The organism is Geodermatophilus sp. SYSU D00742 (assembly GCF_054049935.1).
In genome coordinates this window covers 47,243-66,684 of record NZ_JBJGYJ010000025.1, presented here as the reverse complement: position 1 = coordinate 66,684, position 19,442 = coordinate 47,243, and the positions used below count along the sequence as shown (strand labels likewise).

Sequence of the window (19,442 nt, the reverse complement as noted above, 5' to 3'; positions counted from 1 at the left end):
GGGGGTGGGCCCGGGGTCGGGGGTGGGCCCGGGGTCGGGGTCGGGGGTGGGCCCGGGGTCCGGCGCGGTCGTGCCGGGGGGCGTGCTGCCCGGTGCGCTGGTGCCGGGGGGCGTCGTCCCGGGCGTCGTCGTCCCGGGCGTCGTCGTCCCGGGGCTGGTGGTGCCCTGGGTCGTCGTGCCGGGGCTCGTGCCCGGTGCCACGGTGCCGGCGGGGGTCCGTGACGCGCCCGTCGTGGTGCCGGGGGTAGTGGAGGCGGTGGCCCCTGCTGCGCCGGCCCGGGCCGCGGTGGTGATGGCGGCGACCAGGCTGGTCCGGGGGCGGCCCTCGTCGGCGGTCGTCCCGGTGCGCCCGCCGGCCGCGGCCCCGCCGGGGGTGGTCCGGGTGGCCGGCAGCGCCGCCGCGTCGGCCGCCGGGGCGCTGTCGACCCCGGCGCGGCCGGTGGCGATCACCTGCCCGTCGTCCCGCTCGGCGTCCTCCTCGACCGTCTGCGTGGTCCCGGTGTCGGAGGACAGCACGGCGGCCAGCGAGGGCGGCACGAGCAGCAGCCCGAGGAGGGCGCCGCCCACCACCGCGGCGCGCCGCGCCCGCGGACTCCGGCGCGGGCGCGACGTCCCACCGGGTCGGCGGGCCGACGGGCCCGGCTCGGAGGGCCGGCGCTCGCCCCGAGGGGCGGGGACGTCGTCCGAGGAGCCGTCCCCGGCCGGGACCAGGGCGGTGGCCGGTCCGGGAGAGGCAGTGGCCGGCGTGGCGGGGACGGCGGCCAGGAGGTCCTCGGCCAGGAGGGCGTCGGCGGCCAGGGCGGCCGCGCCCAGCGCCGCGGTCAGCGCCGGCTCGGGAGCGACGACCAGCGGCCGGTCCAGCTCGCCGGAGAGCACCTCGGCGACCAGGGGGACACGCACGCCGCCGCCGGCCAGCACGACGGCGTCGAGGTCGGCCGGTGCGAGGCCGGCAGCGGCCACGGCCGCCTCCACCGCGGACACCGACTCCCGCACGGGGCCGACGAGCACCTCGTCGAGCTCCTCCCGGGTGAGCCGGACCGGTCCGTCCGGCGTCGGCACACCCACGTCGACCGTGGTCTGCGCCGAGAGCGTCTCCTTGGCCGCGGTGCAGGCGGCCCGCAACGCGTGCGCGTCCGCGGGGTCGGCCGGCGTCCCCCCGGAGCCGAGCACGTGGGCGACGACCGCGTCGTCGACGTCGCGTCCGCCCCAGGCCCGCGGCTCCGGGGGGAGGCCCCGGTGGCCCAGGGGCTCGTCGTCGGTGAGGCCCACGACGGCGGTGTCCAGCGTGCTCGCGCCGAGGTCGTAGACGGCGACGGTGGGCTCGGGGGAGAGGTCGCCGGTGACCACGTGGTGGTGCACGGCGGCGACCGCGCTGGAGACGAGGGAGAAGCGCGGGACGCCGGCGGCCTCCAGGGCGCGGGCGAACACCGCGCGGCGGTGCCGACCCCAGGACGGCGGCACGGTGACGACCGTCCACGCGTCCGGTCGCCCCTGCTGCCGGGCGGCCGCCTCGCGGACCCGCTGGACCACCCCCGCGGCGAGGTCGGCGGCGGCCACGGGCCGCTCACCGGCGTAGACGGGCTCCGGGAGGCCGACGCGGGCCAGCACGTGCGGGACCACGACCGCCCCGGGCGCCGGGGTGGTGAGGACCTCGCCGTCCGGGCCGACGGCCACGTCGGCGGACAGGGCTGCCCCCTCGCCGCCGAGTGCCAACGGCTGCGCCCCCGCCTGCCCCGTCCCGTCCTCGGCGCACACCGCCGCCGAGACCGTCCCGTCGCCGATGTCGATGCCCAGCCCGTACTCGTCGTTGCGCACAGGTGCCCCCTGCTCAGCGTTCACTTCCCGGGGCCCCCCTTGGAACCTCCCGGTCCCGCGAACGTATGACCCGGTCCCCCCATCTGTCCCACGCAACCCACCCGTCGGACGGGTGCGGACCGTAAGTGGGGGGCGACACCCCGCAGCCCCTAACGGGGAGTCAGCGGGCACCCCCCAACCGGGTGATGTGACGAGGGGGACAAACCCCGATGCCGGGGCCGGCGGACGGCGGCTGGACTGCGGTCGCCAGCCGGCCGACGACGCGGACGGCTCGAGACCCAGGAGTGCCTGCCATGTCGACTCTCGCGAGCTCGCTGCTCGACTTCATCCTCGACCTGTTCCGTGACCCGGAGAAGGCCGCCGCGTACGAGGCCGAGCCGCAGGCCGCGCTCGACGCCGCCGGCCTGACCGACGTCTCCCCCTCCGACGTCGCCGACCTGATGCCCATGGTCGCCGACTACTCCACCGTCGGGTGGAGCGGCGGCCGCGGCGACTCCTGCGACGGCGACGACCGCTCCGGGCTGGTCGCCGGCGCCTCCTCCAAGCCCTCGCGGGACGACGACGACCACGACCGCGGCTCCTACCGCCCGGTGCACGACCGGGACGACGACTGCGACGACGACCGTGACGACGACGGCCCCGGCCACGGCGGTCACCACGGCGGTCACCACGGTGGGCACCACGGCCCCGCCGCCGGTCACGAGACGGTGGTCATCACCCACCTGAAGGAGATCCAGTACACGAACCACGAGACCCACGTGTCGGTCGACGCCTCGCACAGCATCTGGGTGAGCGGCGACGCGCAGGCCATCTTCGGCGACGTCGAGGGTGACGTCTCGCAGATCGACAACTCCGGCGGCGTGTACGTCGGCGACGACCTCGAGGACTCGAAGGTCGTGGTCGACCACAGCGACAACTCGGTGGAGGACTCCTACAACGAGAGCACCGACGTCTCCGGCAACGGCAACGCGGTGGGCGTCGGCAACGACGTGGAGACCGACATCGACACCGAGATCGACGTCGAGAACTCGGGCAACACCCAGCACGGCGACGGCAACGTGGTGGGCGACGGCAACGCCACCGACAACTCCACGAACACCGACGTGGACGTCGACGTGGAGGACTCGTTCAACGACAACTCCGACAACTCCACGAACACCGACGTGGACATCGAGGACTCGTTCAACGAGGACAACTCGGACAACTCCACGAACACCGACGTGGACGTCGAGATCGAGGACTCCTTCCAGGACAACTCCGACGACGACGGCCTCGACGTCGACGTGGAGGACTCGGCCATCGGCAACGAGTACGAGTCGACCGACAACTCGGTCACCGTCGAGGACTCGTTCACCGTGGAGGACTCCTTCACGGTCGAGGACTCCTTCCAGGACAACTCCGAGGAGAGCGTCGTGGTCAAGGAGTCCAGCGTTGACGACGTGACGGTCTGAGCTCCGACCTCCCGGCAACCGGCCCGGGTGTCTCCACGGGGGACACCCGGGCCGGGTCGCGCCCCAGCACCGTCCCGGGTGGTAAGACCGGGTCCCAGGAGGTGGCCGTGGTCACGTCAGCACAGGTGGTCGACCGGGCGATGGCGCTCGCGCAGGTCTGCGAGCGTCCGGACCTGTACCGGCGGCTGGTCCAGGCCCGGGCGCGCACCGAGGCCCCGGGTGTGCGCGTCCTGGTCGTCGGAGAGCCCAAGCAGGGCAAGAGCTCCCTGGTCAACGCGCTGGTGGGTGCGCCGGTCTGCCCGGTGGCCGACGACGTCGCCACCGTCGTCCCCACCGTGGTGCGGGCGGGGCAGGAGCCGCGGGCGACGCTCGTCGTCACCACCGGGGCGGCGCCCGCCGGGCCGGTCGCCGACGACCTGCCCACCGAGCGGGTGCCCGTGCCGATCGAGCAGGTGGCGGCCCGGGTGACCGGTGCCGGCACCGAGCGGCTGGTGCAGGCCGAGGTGGAGCTGCCCCGGCAGCTGCTCGCCGGCGGCCTGGAGCTGGTCGACACCGCGGGGGTCGGCGGGGTGGGCATGGCCCGCGCGCTGCGCACGGTCGACCTGCTGCCCAGTGCCGACGCCGTCCTGCTGGTCACCGACGCCAGTCAGGAGTTCACCGCCCCGGAGATGGCCTTCCTGGAGCAGGCGCGGGCGCTGTGCCCGACCGTGATCTGCGTCCTCACCAAGACCGACGCCTGCCCCGAGTGGCGCGCGATCGCCGAGCTGGACCGCGCCCACCTCGCCGGCCGCGGCATCGAGTCGCCGCTGTTCTGCGTCTCCTCCGCGCTGGCCCAGCTGGCCGTGCAGCACCGCGACCGGGAGCTGCACGAGGAGTCGGGGATCGCCGAGCTGGTCACCCACCTGCGCCGGGAGGTGGTCGACCGCGCCGAGACGCTGGCCCGGCGGTCCCTGGTGCACGACCTCGCGGCGGTCACCGAGCACCTGTCCCTCGCCGTCCGCTCGGAGCTGTCCGGGCTGGAGGACCCCGCCGGCCGGGAGGAGCTGGTCCGGGGCCTCGAGGAGGCCAAGGCCGCCGCCGACGACCTGCGGCGGCGCTCCGCCCGCTGGCAGCAGGTGCTGGCGGACGGCGTCACCGACCTCATGAGCGACATCGACTTCGACCTGCGCGACCGGTCGCGGGTGGTCACCCGCGAGGCGGAGGAGGCGATCGAGGCCCGCGACCCCGGCCCGGTGTGGGGGGAGCTGGCCGAGTGGCTGGACCGCCGCATCGCCGCCGCCGTCGCCGACAGCTACGTGTGGGCCGAGCAGCGCTCGGAGTGGCTGGCCGAGCGGGTCATCGAGCAGTTCGCCCGGGACGGGGGCGCTGCCGTGCCCGCGCTGTCGGTCGGCGCCGCCGGGGAGGCGCTGGAGGGCCTGGTCGACCTGCCCGAGATCGACGACGGCGCCATGACCCTCCGGGAACGCACCCTCATCGGCCTGCGCGGCTCCTACACCGGCGTGCTGATGACCGGCCTGGTCACCAGCCTGGCCGGCATGGCGATCATCAACCCGCTCTCGCTGGCCGCGGGCGTGCTGCTGGGCCGCAAGGCCTACAACGACGACAAGAAGCAGCGGATCGCCAAGCGGCAGTCCGAGGCGAAGGCCGTGGTCCGCCGGCACCTGGACGAGGTGGTCTTCCAGGTCGGCAAGCAGCTCAAGGACCGCCTCCGCACGGTCCAGCGCACGCTGCGCGACCTCATCACCGACACCGCCGAGGAGATGTCGCGCACGCTGGCCGACGCCGTGACCGCCGCCCAGCGGTCGACGAAGGAGGCCACCGCCGAGCGGGACGCCCGTGTCCGGTCGCTGCGGCTGCGGCTGGAGCAGCTCGACCGGCTGGCCGCCGACGTCCGGCAGCTGTCCCGGGTGGCAGTGTCCACGGCATGAGGACCGTCGGGACGGCGCACACCGGCACGGTGCTGGACGACGTCCGCGGGCTCCTGGACGACGCGGTCGAGCGCTACCGCGACGTCCCGGACGTGGCCCGGCGGCTGGCCGCCCAGCGACGACGGCTGGACGAGCCGCTGCGCCTGGCTCTGGTGGGCCGGGTCAAGTCGGGGAAGTCCACGCTGCTCAACGCGCTGGTGGGTGCACGCATCGCCCCCACCGACGCCGGCGAGTGCACCCGCGTGGTCACCCTCTACCGCCACGGCGCGACCCCGCGGGTGCAGCTGCACGGCGCCGACGGCGCGCGGCGGGCGCTGCCGGTGCGGCGGGCCGACGGCGGACTGCAGCTGGACCTCGGCGGCACCCCGCCCGAGGAGGTCGAGCAGCTGGTCGTCGAGTGGCCGGCCGCGGACCTGCTGCCGGCGACGGTGGTCGACACCCCGGGCATCTCCTCGCTGTCGACCGGGACCAGCGCACGCACCCGCACGTTCCTGGAGGCCGGGGAGGGACCCTCGGGTGCCGATGCCGTCGTCTTCCTGACCCGCCAACCCCAGCCGGAGGACGTCGCCGTCCTGGCCGGCTTCCAGGACGACTCCGGCGCCGCGGCCGCGCACACCACCACGATCACCGTGCTCTCCCGCGCCGACGAGGTGGGCGCCGGGCGGCTGGACGCCCTGCACGCCGCCGGGGCCGTCGCCCGCCGGATGTCCCAGGACCCGGCGCTGCAGGCGGTGAGCTCGGCGGTGGTGCCGGTCGCCGGGCTGCTCGCGCTGGCCGGGCGCACGCTGCGCCACGGGGACTTCGTCGCGCTGCGCACCCTGGCCACCGCCGACCAGCAGCAGGTCGCGGGGATGCTGCTGACCGCCGACCGGTTCACCCGGCCCGAGGCGCCCGTCGCGCTGTCGCACGACGTCCGGGTGTCGCTGCTGGAACGGCTCGGGCTGTTCGGGGTGCGGCTGTCGCTCACCCTCATCCGCGCCGGGGTCGCCGACGCCTCCGCGCTCGCCGACGAGCTGCTGCGCCGCAGCGGGCTGACCGAGCTGCAACGGCTGCTCCGGGTCCACTTCACCGCCCGGGGCGACCAGCTCAAGGCCGGGACGGCGCTGCGCCTGCTGGCCGGCGTGCTGGCCGAGCACCCCGTCGAGGGGGCCGAGGAGCTGCGCGCCGGTGTCGAGCGGGCGCGCCTGGCCGCACGCGATCTGGACGAGCTGGAGCTGCTGGCCCGCTCGCGGGCGGCCGGGAGCCCTCTGCCGGAACCGCTGCGTCCGGACGCGGAGCGGCTGCTCGGCGCGGAGGGCACCACCCCGGCGGCGCGACTGGGGCTGCCGGAGGGCACCGCCCCTGCGCAGCTGCGGGGCGCGGCCCGGAGGCACCTGGACCGGTGGCGGGCGGTCGCCGGCGACCCCCTCGCCGCCCGGGCCACCGCGGACGCGGCCGCGCTCGTGGTGCGCACGTGCGAGGCGCTGCTGGCCGAGCTGGACGGTTGGCGGGGCGGGGCGACCGGTGGGTCGTCGCCCGGCGGCTCGGGAGCCGGCTCAGCGGCCGGCGGCCCCGGCGCGGTCGCCGCGGAAGAAGGCCCGCGAGCTCCGGGCGAGCAGCGGCAGCAGGGCGAGGACGAACAGGCCGCCGGCGGCCAGTAGGGCCAGCCGGTCCACGTCGACGTCCCCGGCGACCAGGCTCTGCGCCACGTCCAGGACGACCAGCGACGGCAGCGCGGTCGCGAGCAGCGCCCAGCGGGCCCAGGACCGGCCGCGCAGCAGCAGGACCACCCAGACCAGGGACAGCAGCACCACCAGCGTCACGCCGCCGCTGACCACGGCGATCGTGGCGCGCACCCCCTCGGTGACCACGTCGGCCGGCGCGGTCGGGTCGTCGGCGGTCGCGGTGGCGGTCAGCCGGTCCCGCAGGGCGGTGGCGTCCAGCAGGGCGGCCACCACGCCGGTCAGCGCGGCCAGGCAGCCGGCGCACCACAGCGCCACGGTGGCCTGCACGCTGCCGGGGCGGGCCGGTGTGGCGCGGTCGAGCGACGGGGGCGCGACGTCGCTGGTGGTGGCGGGGCGCGGCGGCGGCAGCTGCTGGACCACGTTGCCGGTCATGACGACCCGCCGGGGCGAGGGGAGACGGGTCTCCGCCGGGACGGCCGGCCGGCTCCGGGCACCCCCTGCCGTGCCCTGCTCCCCGTGTGGCCGCGCCAGCTCCGTCACGTGTCCCCCTCCTGACGACGATGTCGGCCGGAGCCTGTCACCGCGGCCGCCGCGGACCGGGGCGTTCCGCGCCGAGTCGGTCCGGGTGCCCCCGTGTCGACACCCGGAGCAGCGTCGACGCTGCGCTCGGTGAGCACGGGGGCCGTGCCCGCACCACGGGCTGCGGTCAGCTCCCGGTGAAGTGCGGCGTCCGCTTCTCCAGGAAGGCCTCCACCGCCTCGCGGTGGTCGGCGGTCCGCCCCAGCTCCTTCTGCAGCCGGGCCTCGAGCGCGAGCGTCTCCTCGAGGGAGTCGGTGGCCGCGGTGGCGAGCACCGTCTTCAGCGCCCGGTAGGCCGAAGTGGGACCGGCGGCCAGGCGGGCGGCCAGCGCCTGGGCCTCGGGCAGCACCTGCCCGGGCTCGACGACGCGGTGCACGAGGCCCCACATCGCGGCGGTCTCGGCCGGGAAGGCGTCCGGGAGCAGCAGGATCTCCGCCGCCCGCGACCCGCCGACGCAGTGCACCAGCCGCGAGGCCAGCGCCGAGTCGCTCGACAGCCCGATGCCGGCGAAGGCGGTGGTGAACTTGGCGCCGGCCGCGGCGATCCGCAGGTCACCGGAGAGCGCGATGCCCAGGCCGGCCCCCGCGCAGGCCCCGTTGACGGCCACGACGACCGGCACACGCAGCGCCGCGAGCGCGAGGACCAGGGGGTTGTACTCGTCCTCGACCACCGACAGCGACGTCGCGGCGTCCCCCTTGAGCGCCTCGACGTGCTGGGCGAGGTCCTGACCGACGCAGAACGCGCGGCCGGTGCCGGTGAGCACGATGGCCCGCACCGACTCGTCGGCGCCCACCTCCCGGACGACGTCCAGCAGCTCGCGGCGGGACCGGTGCGTGAGCCCGGCCCGCAGCATGGTGATCGTGGCCACCCCGCCGGCGTCCTCGCGGGTCACCGTCTCGGGCATCGTCGCCCCACCTCGTCTCTCGTCGATGAGCAGCGCACGGCGGGATCGGCGACCTCGCCGCTCCCGGGGCCGGAAGCGTACGAGACCGCCGATCCCGCCCGGCGGGGTCAGCCGGCGGCCGACGGGGCGGTCGCCGCCTGGTCGCGCAACTCCCGGCGGAGGATCTTCCCGGTGACCGTCTTGGGCAGCTCGTCGATGATCTCGATCTGCCTGGGGTACTTGTAGGCGGCCATGCGCTCCTTGCAGTGCGCGATCAGCTCCTCCGGGGTCACCTCGGCGCCCGCTCTCAGGCTGACGAACGCCTTCACGGTCTCCCCGCGCCTCTCGTCCGGGACGCCGACGACCGCGGACTCGCGCACGGCCGGGTGCTCGGCCAGGACGTCCTCGACCTCCCGCGGCCAGACCTTGTACCCGGAGGCGTTGATCATGTCCTTCTTGCGGTCGACGATGAAGACCCAGCCCTCGGGGCTCATGAAGCCGACGTCGCCGCTCTTGAGCGCCCCTCCGGGCAGGTTGGCCGCGGTCTCCGCCGGCTTCCCCCAGTACCCGGCGACGACCTGCGGCCCGTCGGCGACGATCTCGCCGACCTCGCCCAGCGGCACGTCCTGGCCGTCGTCGTCCTGGATGCGGACGACGGTGTTCGGCGCCGGCACCCCGACCGACAGCGCCCCCGACGTGGGGTCGACCGGCGACGGCGAGCCGAACGGCGTCACCGTCATCGGCGAGGTGGTCTCGGTCAGGCCGTAGGCGTTGTGCACCTGGGTGCCCGTGGCCTCCAGGAACGCCTTCTCGGCCGTCGGCGAGATCGCCGCACCCCCGGAGTACACGGAGGTGAACGACGCGAAGTGGTCCCTCGTGAACCCCGGCGCGCCGAGCAGGGCGTTGAAGGCGGTGATGGCGCCGATGGTGAACGTCGGCCGGTGCTCGAGGAGGGCGTCGAGGACGACCTGCGGCTCGAACCGGTAGGCGAGGACCAGCGGAGCCGGGACGAGCAGGCTGACCGCGATGTGCCCGATGAGCCCGGTGATGTGGAACAGCGGGGCGATGCCGAAGATCGCGCCGTCCCGCCCCGCCCGCGCCCAGTCCCGGTAGACCTGCGCGGTGAAGACCACGTTCCGGTGGGTGTTCATCGCGCCCTTGGGCACGCCGGTCGTCCCGGACGTGTAGGTCAGGAACGCGACGTCGTCCGGCGCGAGCCGGACCGGCGGGGGCGTCTGCCCGCGGTGCTGCCCGATGAACTCCAGCAGGTCCGTCGTGCCCTCGTGGCGTCGACGGCGCGTCCCGGCGAACAGCCGCTGGTCGTCGCGGCTCTGGAACTCCAGCTCGCTGGTCGTGAGGACCAGCCGCACGTCGGTGTCGGGCACGACCTCCCGCGCGACCTCGTCGTAGAGCGCCTCCAGCGAGAGCAGCACCGTGGCCCCCGAGTCCTGCAGCAGGTACGACAGCTCCCGCTTCCGGCTCATCGGGTTGATCGACACCATGACGCCGCCGGCCTTCCAGGTCGCCACCATCGCGACGACGAACTGCGGCACGTTCTGCAGGTACACGGCCAGGCGGTCGCCGGCGGAGAAGCCGTTGGCCAGCAGGCCGGCGGCCAACGCGTCGCTGAGCTCGTCGAGTTCCCGGCGGGAGACGGTGCCGTCGAAGTACTTCAGCGCGTCGCCGCCAGGATCCCGCGCGAGCCCGGCGCGGTACATCTCGAGTGCGTTCTCGAACTCGATCTCGTAGTCGGCGGGCTGGCCCTGCTCGTAGAGGGCCAGCCACGGCCGGTCGGTGTAGGTGGTCATCTACTTGATCGCCAGCGGGTTGACCGGGGAGCCGGTCGCCCGGTGGACCTTCAGCGGGGCGGCGGCGTAGAGGAACGTGTACTGCCGGTCGGCGGCGCAGTCCTCGCCGAGCTCCTCCAGGTCGCAGATCTCGGTGAGGGCGACGCCGAGGTTGCGCATGAGGGCGCAGTGCAGCGGCAGGGCGGTGCCGTTGTTCGGGTCGTAGGTGACCTCGTTGGCGATGGTGTCGGTGACCAGGTTGGGGATCTCCATGTCCTGGAACCACTGCACGAGTTCGCGGCTGTAGACCAGGCCGGGTTCGTTGAAGCCCTCGTAGAAGGCCTCGCCCTGGTCGTGGAACAGCTGCAGGAAGTTGGTCCGGATGACGAGGACGTCGTGCTTCTCGATCCGGGTGCCCTGGGCCTCCGCGCACGCCATGAGGTCCTCGTGGGTGAACGTCTCGCCCTTGTCGAGGGTCGGCTTCCCGCGGAAGCGGGCCATGTCGAGGAGGATGCCGCGGCCGACGACGCCGCGCTGGGCGATCGCCTCGACGCTGGCCTTCTCCATCCCGCCGACGGTCGTCCGGGCGTCGTAGCCGTTCCAGATCTGCCCGCCGTACCAGACGTGGCCCAGGGCGTCGTACTGCGTGGAGCCCTGCAGGAACGCGTTGATCTTGTCGTCGGCGTAGTGCAGGCCGCCGGGGAACTGGGGGGCGTCGGGGGAGTCCCAGGAGGACTCGTCGAGGATCATCGTGCGCTCGGCGGGCGAGCGCCCCGGCCACACCGGGTCGCCCTTCGGGTCGCCGATCAGTCGCTGCAGGGTGAAGACCCTGCCCTGCTTCACGTGCGCGATGCCCCGCATGACCTCCTCGGCGGTCAGGTAGTTCAGCGAGCCGACCTCGTCGTCCGGCCCCCACTTGCCCCAGTTCGTCGGGGCATCGGCCAGGACCTCGGTCATGTCCGGGACGGCGGCGGGTGCGGTCGGGGCCTGTTCCTCGGCCTGCTGCGCGGCGTTCGTCATCGGGGGACCGTCCTCTCGTCTCTGAGCGGAGTCCCGGTGGTGGCCCGGGCCGACCACCGGGGAGTGTCCACCGTCACAGCGGCCGTTGCCCCTGGCAAGCGTCTGCGCGACCGGACCGGCCCCGGTGCAACGTCGGCGCAACGCGATGCGGCAGCCGACGGCAGGAGCCGTACGTCGGACGCGCCTCCCGGCGGTCGTCGCCCACCCGCCGGGCTGCCCGCGACGACACCGGTCGATCGGGCGCGCCCCGCTCGAGGCGTGACCGTCCCGTGACGGACCGTTCTCACCCATCCCCCCGCTGACCTGGGAGGATGGACCTCGGACCGTCCAGCCCCGGCTGTCCGGCCACCAGCCGCCACCCGGCGGACGGCGACACGCCCGATCGGGTGTCGACGGCCGGACGCATGTGTAGTCGCGGCCGGTGCGGGACATCCAGACCCGGGGGACGCCGGCGCCCCCGGGCCGAGGACGAGGCAGGCCGGGCAGGCGAGGGGTGAGCCACCGTGGTGGAGCCGGGTCGGCGCGCTCTCGGGGAGCGCTACGAGCTCGCTCAGCTGATCGCCGCCGGTGGCATGGGCCAGGTGTGGCGGGGCGTGGACGTCCTGCTGGGGCGTCCGGTCGCGGTGAAGGTGCTCCGCAGCGAGTACACCGGGGACCCCACCTTCCGGGCCCGGTTCCGCGCCGAGGCGCAGCACGCCGCCGCGCTGAGCCACCCCCACATCGCCGCCGTCTTCGACTACGGGGAGACCGAGGCCGCCGACGGCAGTGGCGAGACGCTGGCCTACCTGGTCATGGAGCTGGTGGAGGGCGAGCCGCTGTCGGCGGTGCTGCGCCGGGAGATCCGGCTCGACGCGCAGGCCACGCTCGACGTGCTCCAGCAGACCGCCTCCGCGCTGGCCGAGGCGCACCGGGTGGGCCTCGTGCACCGGGACGTCAAGCCGGGCAACATCCTCGTCCGCCCCGACGGCAGCGTGAAGATCACCGACTTCGGCATCGCCTGGTCGGCCGGGAGCGTGCCACTCACCCGCACCGGCCAGGTCATCGGCACGCCGCAGTACCTCTCCCCCGAGGTCGCCGAGGGCCACCACGCCACCCCGGCCAGCGACGTCTACGCCCTCGGGCTGGTCGGTTACGAGTGCCTCACCGGGCACCCGGCCTTCGACGGCGACAACGCGGTCACCATCGCCCTCAAGCAGGTGCGGGAGGACCCGGAGCCGCTGCCCGAGGACCTCCCCGGTGAGGTCCGCACGCTCATCCGGCGCGCGCTGTGCAAGAACCCCGCCGCCCGCATCCCCGACGGCGCGGCGTTCGTGGCCGCGGTCGAGGACGTCCGCGCCGGGCGGCCGCAGCCGGAACCCCCGCCGACCTGCGCCGTCCCCCTCCCACCGCCGCCCCCGTCGGCCGGTGACCAGCGGGCCGTGCCGGGAGTCCTCCCGTCCCCGCGCAGCGGCAGCCCCGCCGTGGTCCGCACCACCAGCCCGCCGGCGCCGCGACGGCGTGGGGCGGCCGCGTTGCTCGTGCCGTTGCTGGCGCTGCTGCTGGGTGCCGGTACCGCGGGTGCGGTCTTCGTCGCCGTCTCCGAGGACGACCCCCGGACCCCGGTGGTGGCCGCGCAGACCGACGACGCGGGGATCGTGCTCGACGCCGCCGACTACGTGGGCCGCCGCGTCGACGAGGTGGCGCTCACCCTCTCCGCGCTCGGGCTGCTCGTCTCCCGCCAGGAGGAGGTCACCGCCGACGCCGCCCCGGGTCTGGTCACCGGGCTGGACCCGGCCGGGGTGCCGCTGGCCGAGGGCGACGAGGTGGTCCTCGTCTTCGCCGTCGCCCCCGAGACCCCACGGGCGCCCGGCCGCAGTTCCACGGTCGTCGCCGGTGGCGGGAGCGAGCGCGGGGCCGCGCCGCGGGCCGAACCGGAGCGGACGGAGGCGACGACGCCCTCGCCGGCTCCCACGACCACGACCACGACCACGCCGGCGCCGACGACGCCCTCGGAGCTGCCGGGCAGCACGACGGCACCGACGCCGACCACGCCCACGACGACCACCGCGCCGTCGACCACGGCCCCCACGACGGCCCCGCCGTCCACCTCCGGCGCCACCTCGTCCCCACCCACCTCCAGCACGGCTGTCCCGTCGTCCGCCGAGGAGGACGTCGACTGAGCCCTGCCGTGAGGCGCCCGGCCGGGCCGGTCGGCCCTGGTCACCGAGATGTCGGGTCCGCGGCCCGGTGGCAGGCTGGGCCGGTCCGACGTCGGCGGCGCGAGGGGGTGCGGGTGGTCGAGCCGGAGCTGCGCACACTCGGCGACCGCTACGCCCTGGAGGGCCTGCTGGCCACCGGCGGGATGGGACGGGTGTGGCGCGGCCGCGACCTGCTGCTGGACCGCCCGGTCGCGGTCAAGGTGCTGCGCAGCGAGTACACCGGCGACCCGACCTTCCTCGCCCGCTTCCGTGCCGAGGCGCAGCTCACCGCCCGGCTGAGGCACACGAACGTCGCGGCGCTGTACGACTACGGCGAGAGCACCTCCGCCGACGGCGAGCGGCTGGCCTACCTCGTCATGGAGCTGGTCGAGGGCGAGGCGCTGTCGGCGCTGCTGGCGCGCGTGGGCCGGCTGAGCACCGAGCGCACGCTCGACGTCGTCGGCCGGACCGCCGATGCGCTGGCCGCGGCGCACGCGGCGGGCATCGTGCACCGCGACGTCAAGCCCGGCAACGTGCTCCTCGGCGACGACGGATCGGTGAAGATCACCGACTTCGGCGTCGCGTGGTCGGCCTCCAGCGTCCCGCTGACCAGCACCGGCCAGGTGGTCGGCACCGCCCACTACCTGTCGCCGGAGCAGGCAGCCGGGGCGAAGGCGGGCCCGGCCAGCGACGTCTACGCGCTGGGCATGATCGCCTACGAGTGCCTCGCCGGGCGCCGCGCCTTCGACGGCGACAACCCGGTGCAGATCGCCCTGGCCCAGGTGCGCGACGAGCCCGACCCGCTGCCGGACGACGTCCCCGGGCCGGTGCGCACCCTGGTGGCCCACGCGCTGGTCAAGGACCCGGCGCGACGGTTGCCGGACGGCGCCGCGTTCCGGGCCGCCGTCGACGACGTCCGGGCGGGACGGGCCCTGCCGCCGGCGCCACCACCCACCTCGGTGTTCCCGGTCCTCCCGGCGGTGCCGGCCCCGCGGCGCCGTCGGCTGCTCGTGCCGGTGGCCGCTCTGCTGCTCGGCGCCGGGATCGGGGTCGGCCTGCTCGAGGTCGCCGGTGGCGAGGCCACGGTGCCGGTGGCCGTCGCCGACCCGGGCACCGGTGCCAGCGCACCGCCGGACGACGACGGCATCCTGGTGACCGCCGGCCCGTACCTCGGCCGCCCGGTGGACGAGGTCGAGACGGAACTGGCCGCACTCGGGTTGCGTGTGCAGCGGGCGCCGCAGGAGCGGGTCGACGTCCCGGCCGGGCTGGTCGTCGGGCTCGGGCCGGTCGGTGCACTGGTCCGCGGCGACCTCGTGACGCTCACCGTGGCGACCGCTCCGCCGGTCGCGCCCCCGTCCCGCGCGCCGGCACCCCCGGTTCCCCCGGTCTCCCCGGTCGGGGCCGGTCGTGCGGAGCCCTCCCCCGAGGTGCCGGGCGTGGCCGCGGGCACGGTGGGTGGCGGCTCCGGGCCGGGTGGCACGGGGGCGGCTGCCGTCGCGGCGGGGGCCGCCGCCGACGGGGACGCCGGGGCACCGGAGGAGCGGGACTCCTCGGACGGCGACGCCGGTGACGAGGACGCCGACGAGGTGGCCGCCCCGGACACCGGCGGTGGCGACGGGAACGGCAACAGCGGGAACGGCAACAGCGGGAACGGGAACGGCAACAGCGGGAACGGGAACGGCCGGGGGAACGGCAACGACGGCGGCGGGAACGGCAAGGGCCGGGGGAACGGCAACGGCTGAGACCGCCGGCGCTCCGCGCCGACCGGCCTGGCAGGGGAGGGGGCCGGCGTCCGAGGGGTGGGTCGGCGGCTCAGCCGCGACGCGTGGCGGCGGCCACCCACAGCGCCGCGCCGAGCGCGCCCAGCGCGGCGGTGAGGAGGAAGCCGCGGTCGCTGTCGGCCCGGGGGAGCACCACGAGCACCCAGAAGACGGCCAGGCCGGTCAGCCCGCCCGCGGCCACCTGCGACGCGGCGCCGGGCCGCAGTCGGTCGCCGAGGAGCCGGCCGGCCGACGGCAGCAGCCCGAGCAGGGTGGCGAGCGTGGCGAACGCCGACCACAGCGGCACCGTCGTCCAGAAGCTGTCGGTGTCGAAGCGCAGCGCCAGCCCCAGCTGCAGCAGCAGGAGGCTGCCGGCGGTGAGGCCGGCGCCGGCGAGCGCGGCCCGCTGCTCGGGGGAGCGGGGGGGCCGCGGGGCCTCGGCGGCGGCCGGCGGCGGGGGCGTACCCGTTCCGGGCAGGCCGGGGACGAGGTCGACCGGACCCGTCGGCTGCGCGGGCTGCCCGGCGTCGGGGACCGTGGTCCCGGACGCCGCGGTCCCCGTCCCGGCGGGCTCGGCGGCCGCCTGCACCTCGGGGCGGGGCAGCTGCTGCGTGCCGGTTGTCATGGTCCCGACCACCGGGATCTCCTGCGTGCCCGGATCGGCGGCCGGCTGGGGGGTGGTCGGGTGGTTCACGGCTCTCCTCGCTCGCACGGGTCGGCTCCGCGGGCGGCGGACCAGTTCGTGTCTGGACGGTAGCGGCGGGTGCGGCCGGTGCCCGGGAGGCGGCGCGGCGGGTCCGGCGCACCGGGTCGGCGCACGCGTCCCGGCGCACGCGTCCCGGCGCACGCGTCCCGGCGCACCGGGCGCGGTCGGGGCCGGCCCTCACTAGGGTCGGCCGGGTGGGTGCGCGCGCAGGGATCGTCGTCACCGGCACCGAGGTGCTCACCGGCCGGGTGACCGACCGGAACGGGCCCTGGCTGGCCGAGCGGTTGCGGCAGCTGGGAGTGGACGTGGGGGCGGTCCTCGTCGTCGGCGACCGGCCCGACGACCTGCGGGCCGCGCTGCGCTTCCTCTCCGGCGAGGACGTCGTGATCACCACCGGTGGGCTCGGACCCACGGCCGACGACCTCACCGCCGAGATCGTCGGCGACGCCCAGGGGCGGCCGGTGGCGCTCGACCCGGAGGTGGAGCGGCACGTGGCCGGCATCGTCGAGGGGCTCATGGACGGCCGCGGCCTGCGCGCCGATCCGGAGGCCACCGCTGCCGGCGTCCGGAAGCAGGCGATGGTGCCCGCCGGCGCCACGGTGCTGCCCCCGGTCGGGACGGCACCGGGTCTGGTCGTCCCCCCGGCGGAGGGGCGTACCGGGCCGCTGGTCGTCGTCCTGCCGGGGCCGCCTCCCGAGCTGCAGGGCATGTGGCCGGCCGCCCTCGCCGACGAGCAGGTGCAGCGGGCCCTGGCCGGCCGCAGCGAGCTCAGGCAGGAGACGCTGCGGCTGTGGGGGACGCTGGAGTCGCAGTTGGCGGCCACCCTCCGGGAGCACGAGTTCGCCGGCCTGGAGGTCACCACCTGTCTCCGGGACGGCGAACTGGAGATCGTGACCCGCTACGGGCCCGAGGCCCAGCCGGTGTACGACCGCCTGGTCGACGTCGTGCGGGCGGCGCACGGTGAGCACCTGTTCTCGACCGGGCCGACCGTGGACGACCTCGTGGCCGGGGCCCTCGCCGACCGCGGGCTGACCGTCGCGACGGCCGAGTCGTGCACCAGCGGGCTGCTCGTGGCGCGGCTGACCGAGCGGCCCGGGTCCTCGGCGTGGGTGCTCGGCGGGGTCGCGTCGTACGCCAACTCGGCCAAGGAGGCGCTGGTCGGCGTCCCGGGGGAGGTGCTCGAGGAGCACGGCGCGGTCAGCACGCAGGTGGCGGCGGCCCTGGCGGAGGGAGCGCGGGAGCGGTTCGGGGCCGACGTCGGCATCGGCATCACCGGCATCGCCGGCCCGGGGGGCGGGACGCCGGACAAGCCGGTCGGCACGGTGCACCTGTGCGCGGTCGGACCCGACGGGCGTCAGCCGCGGTCGGTCGTGCTGCCCGGGTCGCGGTCGGCGGTGCGCCAGCGCTCGGTCACGTTGGCGATGCACATGCTGCGGCAGCTGCTGCTCGGCGGTCCGCCCGCGTGACGGTGCTGACCCTCCACGCGACGGGGCCCGAGGCGCCGGGTGAGGTGTGGGAGCGCTACGCGGTGCCGGCGCGGTGGCCGGAGTGGGCACCGCAGATCAGTGGCGTCGACCTGCCCGTCGCGCGCCTGGAGCCAGGGGCGCGGGGCCGGGTGCGCACCCCGCTGGGGCCGGCGCTGCCGTTCGTCGTCGACACGGTGGACGAGGAGGGCCGGCAGTGGTCGTGGACCGTGTCGGTGGGTCCGGTGCGGCTGCGGCTCGTGCACTGGGTCGCCGACGGTCCGGACGGCGGCAGCACGACCGCGCTGCGGGTCGACGGCCCGGGGCCGCTGGTGCTGGGCTACGCACCGCTGGCGCGTGTCGCGATCGGGCGGCTGGTCCGACCGCTGCGCTGAGCGTCCCCTCCGCCCGTCCCGGCGGTTGCTCGGGGCACCCGTGCTCCTGCAGGGCGGCCGGTGACGGCCGGTCGGAGGCGTCGGTCCGCACGCGTTCCACGTGGAACCAGGCCGTCGTACGGTCCGCGCATGGGCGTCACGCACGAGGTCACGAACCAGGTCCCGCTGCTGACCGGTTACGACCCGATCTCGGGGGACGCCGTGCTCACCGAGGCCTGTCTCCGGTACGCCGACCGGTCCACCCTCGACTCGCTCGAGGCCCTCGGTGCGCTGGCGGGCAGCGAGCAGGCGCAGGAGTGGGGGCGGCTGGCCGACGAGAACCCGCCCCGGCTCAGGACCCACGACCGCTACGGCCACCGGGTCGACGAGGTCGAGTTCCACCCCGCCTGGCACGAGCTCATGCGCACGGCGGTCGAGCACGGGCTGGCCGGCGCCCCGTGGCACCGGGACCCGGCTCACCCCGACCCGCACGCGCACGTGCGCCGCGCGGTGGGCTACCTCGGCTGGACCCAGGTCGAGATGGGCCACGCCTGCCCGGTGACCATGACCTACGCCGTCGTCCCGGCGCTGCGGGCCGCGCCCGAGCTGGCCGCCCGCTACGAACCCGGGCTGACCGCGCCCGCCTACGACTTCGGGCTCGTCGAACCGACGGGCAAGCGCGGCCTCGTGGCCGGCATGGGGATGACCGAGAAGCAGGGCGGCTCCGACGTCCGGGCCAACAGCACGCGCGCCGTCCCCCAGCCGGACGGCACGTACGCGCTGACCGGGCACAAGTGGTTCACCTCCGCCCCCATGAGCGACCTGTTCCTGGTGCTCGCGCAGCTGGACGAGGGCGTCTCCTGCTTCCTGGTGCCGCGGGTGCTGCCCGACGGCGCGCGCAACGTCTTCCGGCTGCAGCGGCTCAAGGACAAGCTGGGCGACCGCTCCAACGCCTCCGGCGAGGTCGAGTTCGAGGGGACGACGGCGTGGCTGGTGGGGGAGCCCGGTCGCGGCGTCCCCACCATCATCGAGATGGTCAACGCGACCCGCCTGGACTGCGTCCTGGGCTCGGCCGCCACGGTGCGGGCCGCGCTCACCCAGGCCGTCCACCACGCGCGCCACCGGCGGGCGTTCGGCGCCCTGCTGGTCGACCAGCCGGTCATGCAGAACGTGCTCGCCGACCTCGCCGTCGAGAGCGAGGCCGCCACGGCGCTGGCCGTCCGGCTGGCCGCCGCCGTCGACGCGGGGGAGTCGGCGTTCCTCCGGCTGGCCGGTGCGGCCGCCAAGTTCTGGGTCTGCAAGCGCACCCCCACCGCGGTCGCCGAGGCCCTGGAGGTGCTCGGTGGCAACGGCTACGTCGAGGAGTCCGGCCTGCCCCGGCTCTACCGCCAGGCGCCGCTGAACTCCATCTGGGAGGGCTCGGGCAACGTCATCGCGCTCGACGTCCTCAGGGCGCTGGGCCGCTCCTCGGAGGCGCTCGCCGCCGTCCGCGCCGAGATCGACCTGGCCCGGGGGGCGGACCGCCGCCTGGACGCCGCGGTCGCCCGGCTCTCCGCCGAGCTCGCCGACGCCGAGGGTCTGCCCATGCGGGCCCGGCGGGTCACCGGCCTGCTGGCGCTGTGCCTCCAGGCTTCGCTGCTGGTGCGCTCGGCGCCGCCCGCGGTCGCCGACGCCTTCTGCGCCACCCGCCTCGGCGGCGACTGGAGCCCCGTCCTGGGCTCCCTGCCCGCCGGCTCGGCCGTGACCAGCATCGTCGCTCGCGCGACCGTTCCGGCTCCCTGAATTACACGCGTGCCGTTACCCTCGGTGGCGCGTCATGCGCCGCTGCGCCGTCG

The 19,442-nt window shown here is 75.8% G+C and carries 14 protein-coding genes; 8 read left to right on the top strand and 6 right to left on the bottom strand.

Annotated elements, in window-relative coordinates; genetic code table 11:
• On the bottom strand, positions 1-1,839 hold a 1,839-nt coding region (locus ACI78V_RS16685), incomplete at its 3' end, for an Hsp70 family protein (RefSeq protein WP_456852695.1).
• Positions 1,840-2,108: 269 nt separating this feature from the next.
• On the opposite strand from ACI78V_RS16685, the gene ACI78V_RS16680 reads away from it, so the two are divergent.
• The 3 genes from ACI78V_RS16680 (at position 2,109) to ACI78V_RS16670 (ending at position 6,834) form a co-directional block, all read left to right on the top strand.
• Positions 2,109-3,266 (top strand): IniB N-terminal domain-containing protein, encoded by a 1,158-nt coding sequence (locus ACI78V_RS16680; RefSeq protein ID WP_456852693.1) that lies wholly within the window; start codon positions 2,109-2,111, stop codon positions 3,264-3,266.
• Positions 3,267-3,373: 107 nt separating this feature from the next.
• On the top strand, positions 3,374-5,194 hold the full coding sequence (locus ACI78V_RS16675) for a dynamin family protein (RefSeq protein ID WP_456852691.1): 1,821 nt from the start codon (positions 3,374-3,376) through the stop codon (positions 5,192-5,194).
• Complete coding sequence (locus tag ACI78V_RS16670) at positions 5,191-6,834, top strand: dynamin family protein (RefSeq protein ID WP_456852689.1); 1,644 nt, start codon at positions 5,191-5,193, stop codon at positions 6,832-6,834. Before ACI78V_RS16675 ends, ACI78V_RS16670 begins: the two co-directional genes overlap by 4 nt.
• Here ACI78V_RS16670 and ACI78V_RS16665 read toward each other — a convergent pair.
• The 4 genes from ACI78V_RS16665 to ACI78V_RS16650 all read right to left on the bottom strand — a co-directional run bounded on the left by ACI78V_RS16665 (position 6,730) and on the right by ACI78V_RS16650 (position 11,127).
• Positions 6,730-7,290, bottom strand: a complete 561-nt coding sequence (locus ACI78V_RS16665) for a hypothetical protein (protein WP_456852687.1) — start codon at positions 7,288-7,290, stop codon at positions 6,730-6,732. The genes ACI78V_RS16670 and ACI78V_RS16665 overlap by 105 nt on opposite strands.
• A gap of 274 nt (positions 7,291-7,564) precedes the next feature.
• The gene (locus ACI78V_RS16660; RefSeq protein ID WP_456852685.1) at positions 7,565-8,341 is read right to left on the bottom strand and encodes an enoyl-CoA hydratase-related protein; all 777 of its coding nucleotides are present in this window, start codon (positions 8,339-8,341) and stop codon (positions 7,565-7,567) included.
• Positions 8,342-8,448: 107 nt separating this feature from the next.
• Positions 8,449-10,128: an AMP-binding protein gene (locus ACI78V_RS16655; protein ID WP_456852683.1), complete on the bottom strand. Its 1,680-nt coding sequence runs from the start codon at positions 10,126-10,128 to the stop codon at positions 8,449-8,451.
• Positions 10,129-11,127, bottom strand: a complete 999-nt coding sequence (locus ACI78V_RS16650) for a cyclase family protein (RefSeq protein ID WP_456852681.1) — start codon at positions 11,125-11,127, stop codon at positions 10,129-10,131.
• Positions 11,128-11,630: 503 nt separating this feature from the next.
• Between ACI78V_RS16650 and ACI78V_RS16645 the strand changes: the two genes are divergently transcribed.
• Positions 11,631-13,286 (top strand): serine/threonine-protein kinase, encoded by a 1,656-nt coding sequence (locus ACI78V_RS16645; protein WP_456852679.1) that lies wholly within the window; start codon positions 11,631-11,633, stop codon positions 13,284-13,286.
• 113 nt (positions 13,287-13,399) lie between these two features.
• Positions 13,400-15,046: a protein kinase domain-containing protein gene (locus ACI78V_RS16640; protein WP_456852677.1), complete on the top strand. Its 1,647-nt coding sequence runs from the start codon at positions 13,400-13,402 to the stop codon at positions 15,044-15,046.
• Between the two features lie 70 nt (positions 15,047-15,116).
• Here the strand turns inward: ACI78V_RS16640 and ACI78V_RS16635 are convergent, their stop codons facing one another.
• A complete protein-coding gene (locus ACI78V_RS16635) occupies positions 15,117-15,758 on the bottom strand; it encodes a hypothetical protein (protein WP_456852675.1) in 642 nt (213 codons plus the stop codon).
• Between the two features lie 206 nt (positions 15,759-15,964).
• Here ACI78V_RS16635 and ACI78V_RS16630 point away from each other — a divergent pair, with 206 nt between their 5' ends.
• From ACI78V_RS16630 to ACI78V_RS16620, 3 genes are all read left to right on the top strand, one after another.
• Positions 15,965-17,236, top strand: coding sequence for a competence/damage-inducible protein A (locus ACI78V_RS16630; protein ID WP_456852673.1), 1,272 nt, complete (start codon positions 15,965-15,967; stop codon positions 17,234-17,236).
• Entirely contained in the window at positions 17,233-17,628 is a 396-nt protein-coding gene (locus tag ACI78V_RS16625) for an SRPBCC family protein (RefSeq protein ID WP_456852671.1), read from the top strand. Before ACI78V_RS16630 ends, ACI78V_RS16625 begins: the two co-directional genes overlap by 4 nt.
• A gap of 129 nt (positions 17,629-17,757) precedes the next feature.
• Positions 17,758-19,389, top strand: coding sequence for an acyl-CoA dehydrogenase family protein (locus ACI78V_RS16620; protein ID WP_456852669.1), 1,632 nt, complete (start codon positions 17,758-17,760; stop codon positions 19,387-19,389).
• Positions 19,390-19,442: the final 53 nt, after the last annotated feature.

Bases quoted from the DNA above. Each gene is read 5' to 3' on its own strand.
- ACI78V_RS16680 (WP_456852693.1), top strand. From the start codon at position 2,109: ATGTCGACTCTCGCGAGCTCGCTGCTCGACTTCATCCTCGACCTGTTC.
- ACI78V_RS16670 (WP_456852689.1), top strand. From the start codon at position 5,191: ATGAGGACCGTCGGGACGGCGCACACCGGCACGGTGCTGGACGACGTC.
- ACI78V_RS16665 (WP_456852687.1), bottom strand. From the start codon at position 7,290: ATGACCGGCAACGTGGTCCAGCAGCTGCCGCCGCCGCGCCCCGCCACC.
- ACI78V_RS16660 (WP_456852685.1), bottom strand. From the start codon at position 8,341: ATGCCCGAGACGGTGACCCGCGAGGACGCCGGCGGGGTGGCCACGATC.
- ACI78V_RS16655 (WP_456852683.1), bottom strand. From the start codon at position 10,128: ATGACCACCTACACCGACCGGCCGTGGCTGGCCCTCTACGAGCAGGGC.
- ACI78V_RS16650 (WP_456852681.1), bottom strand. From the start codon at position 11,127: ATGACGAACGCCGCGCAGCAGGCCGAGGAACAGGCCCCGACCGCACCC.
- ACI78V_RS16620 (WP_456852669.1), top strand. From the start codon at position 17,758: ATGGGCGTCACGCACGAGGTCACGAACCAGGTCCCGCTGCTGACCGGT.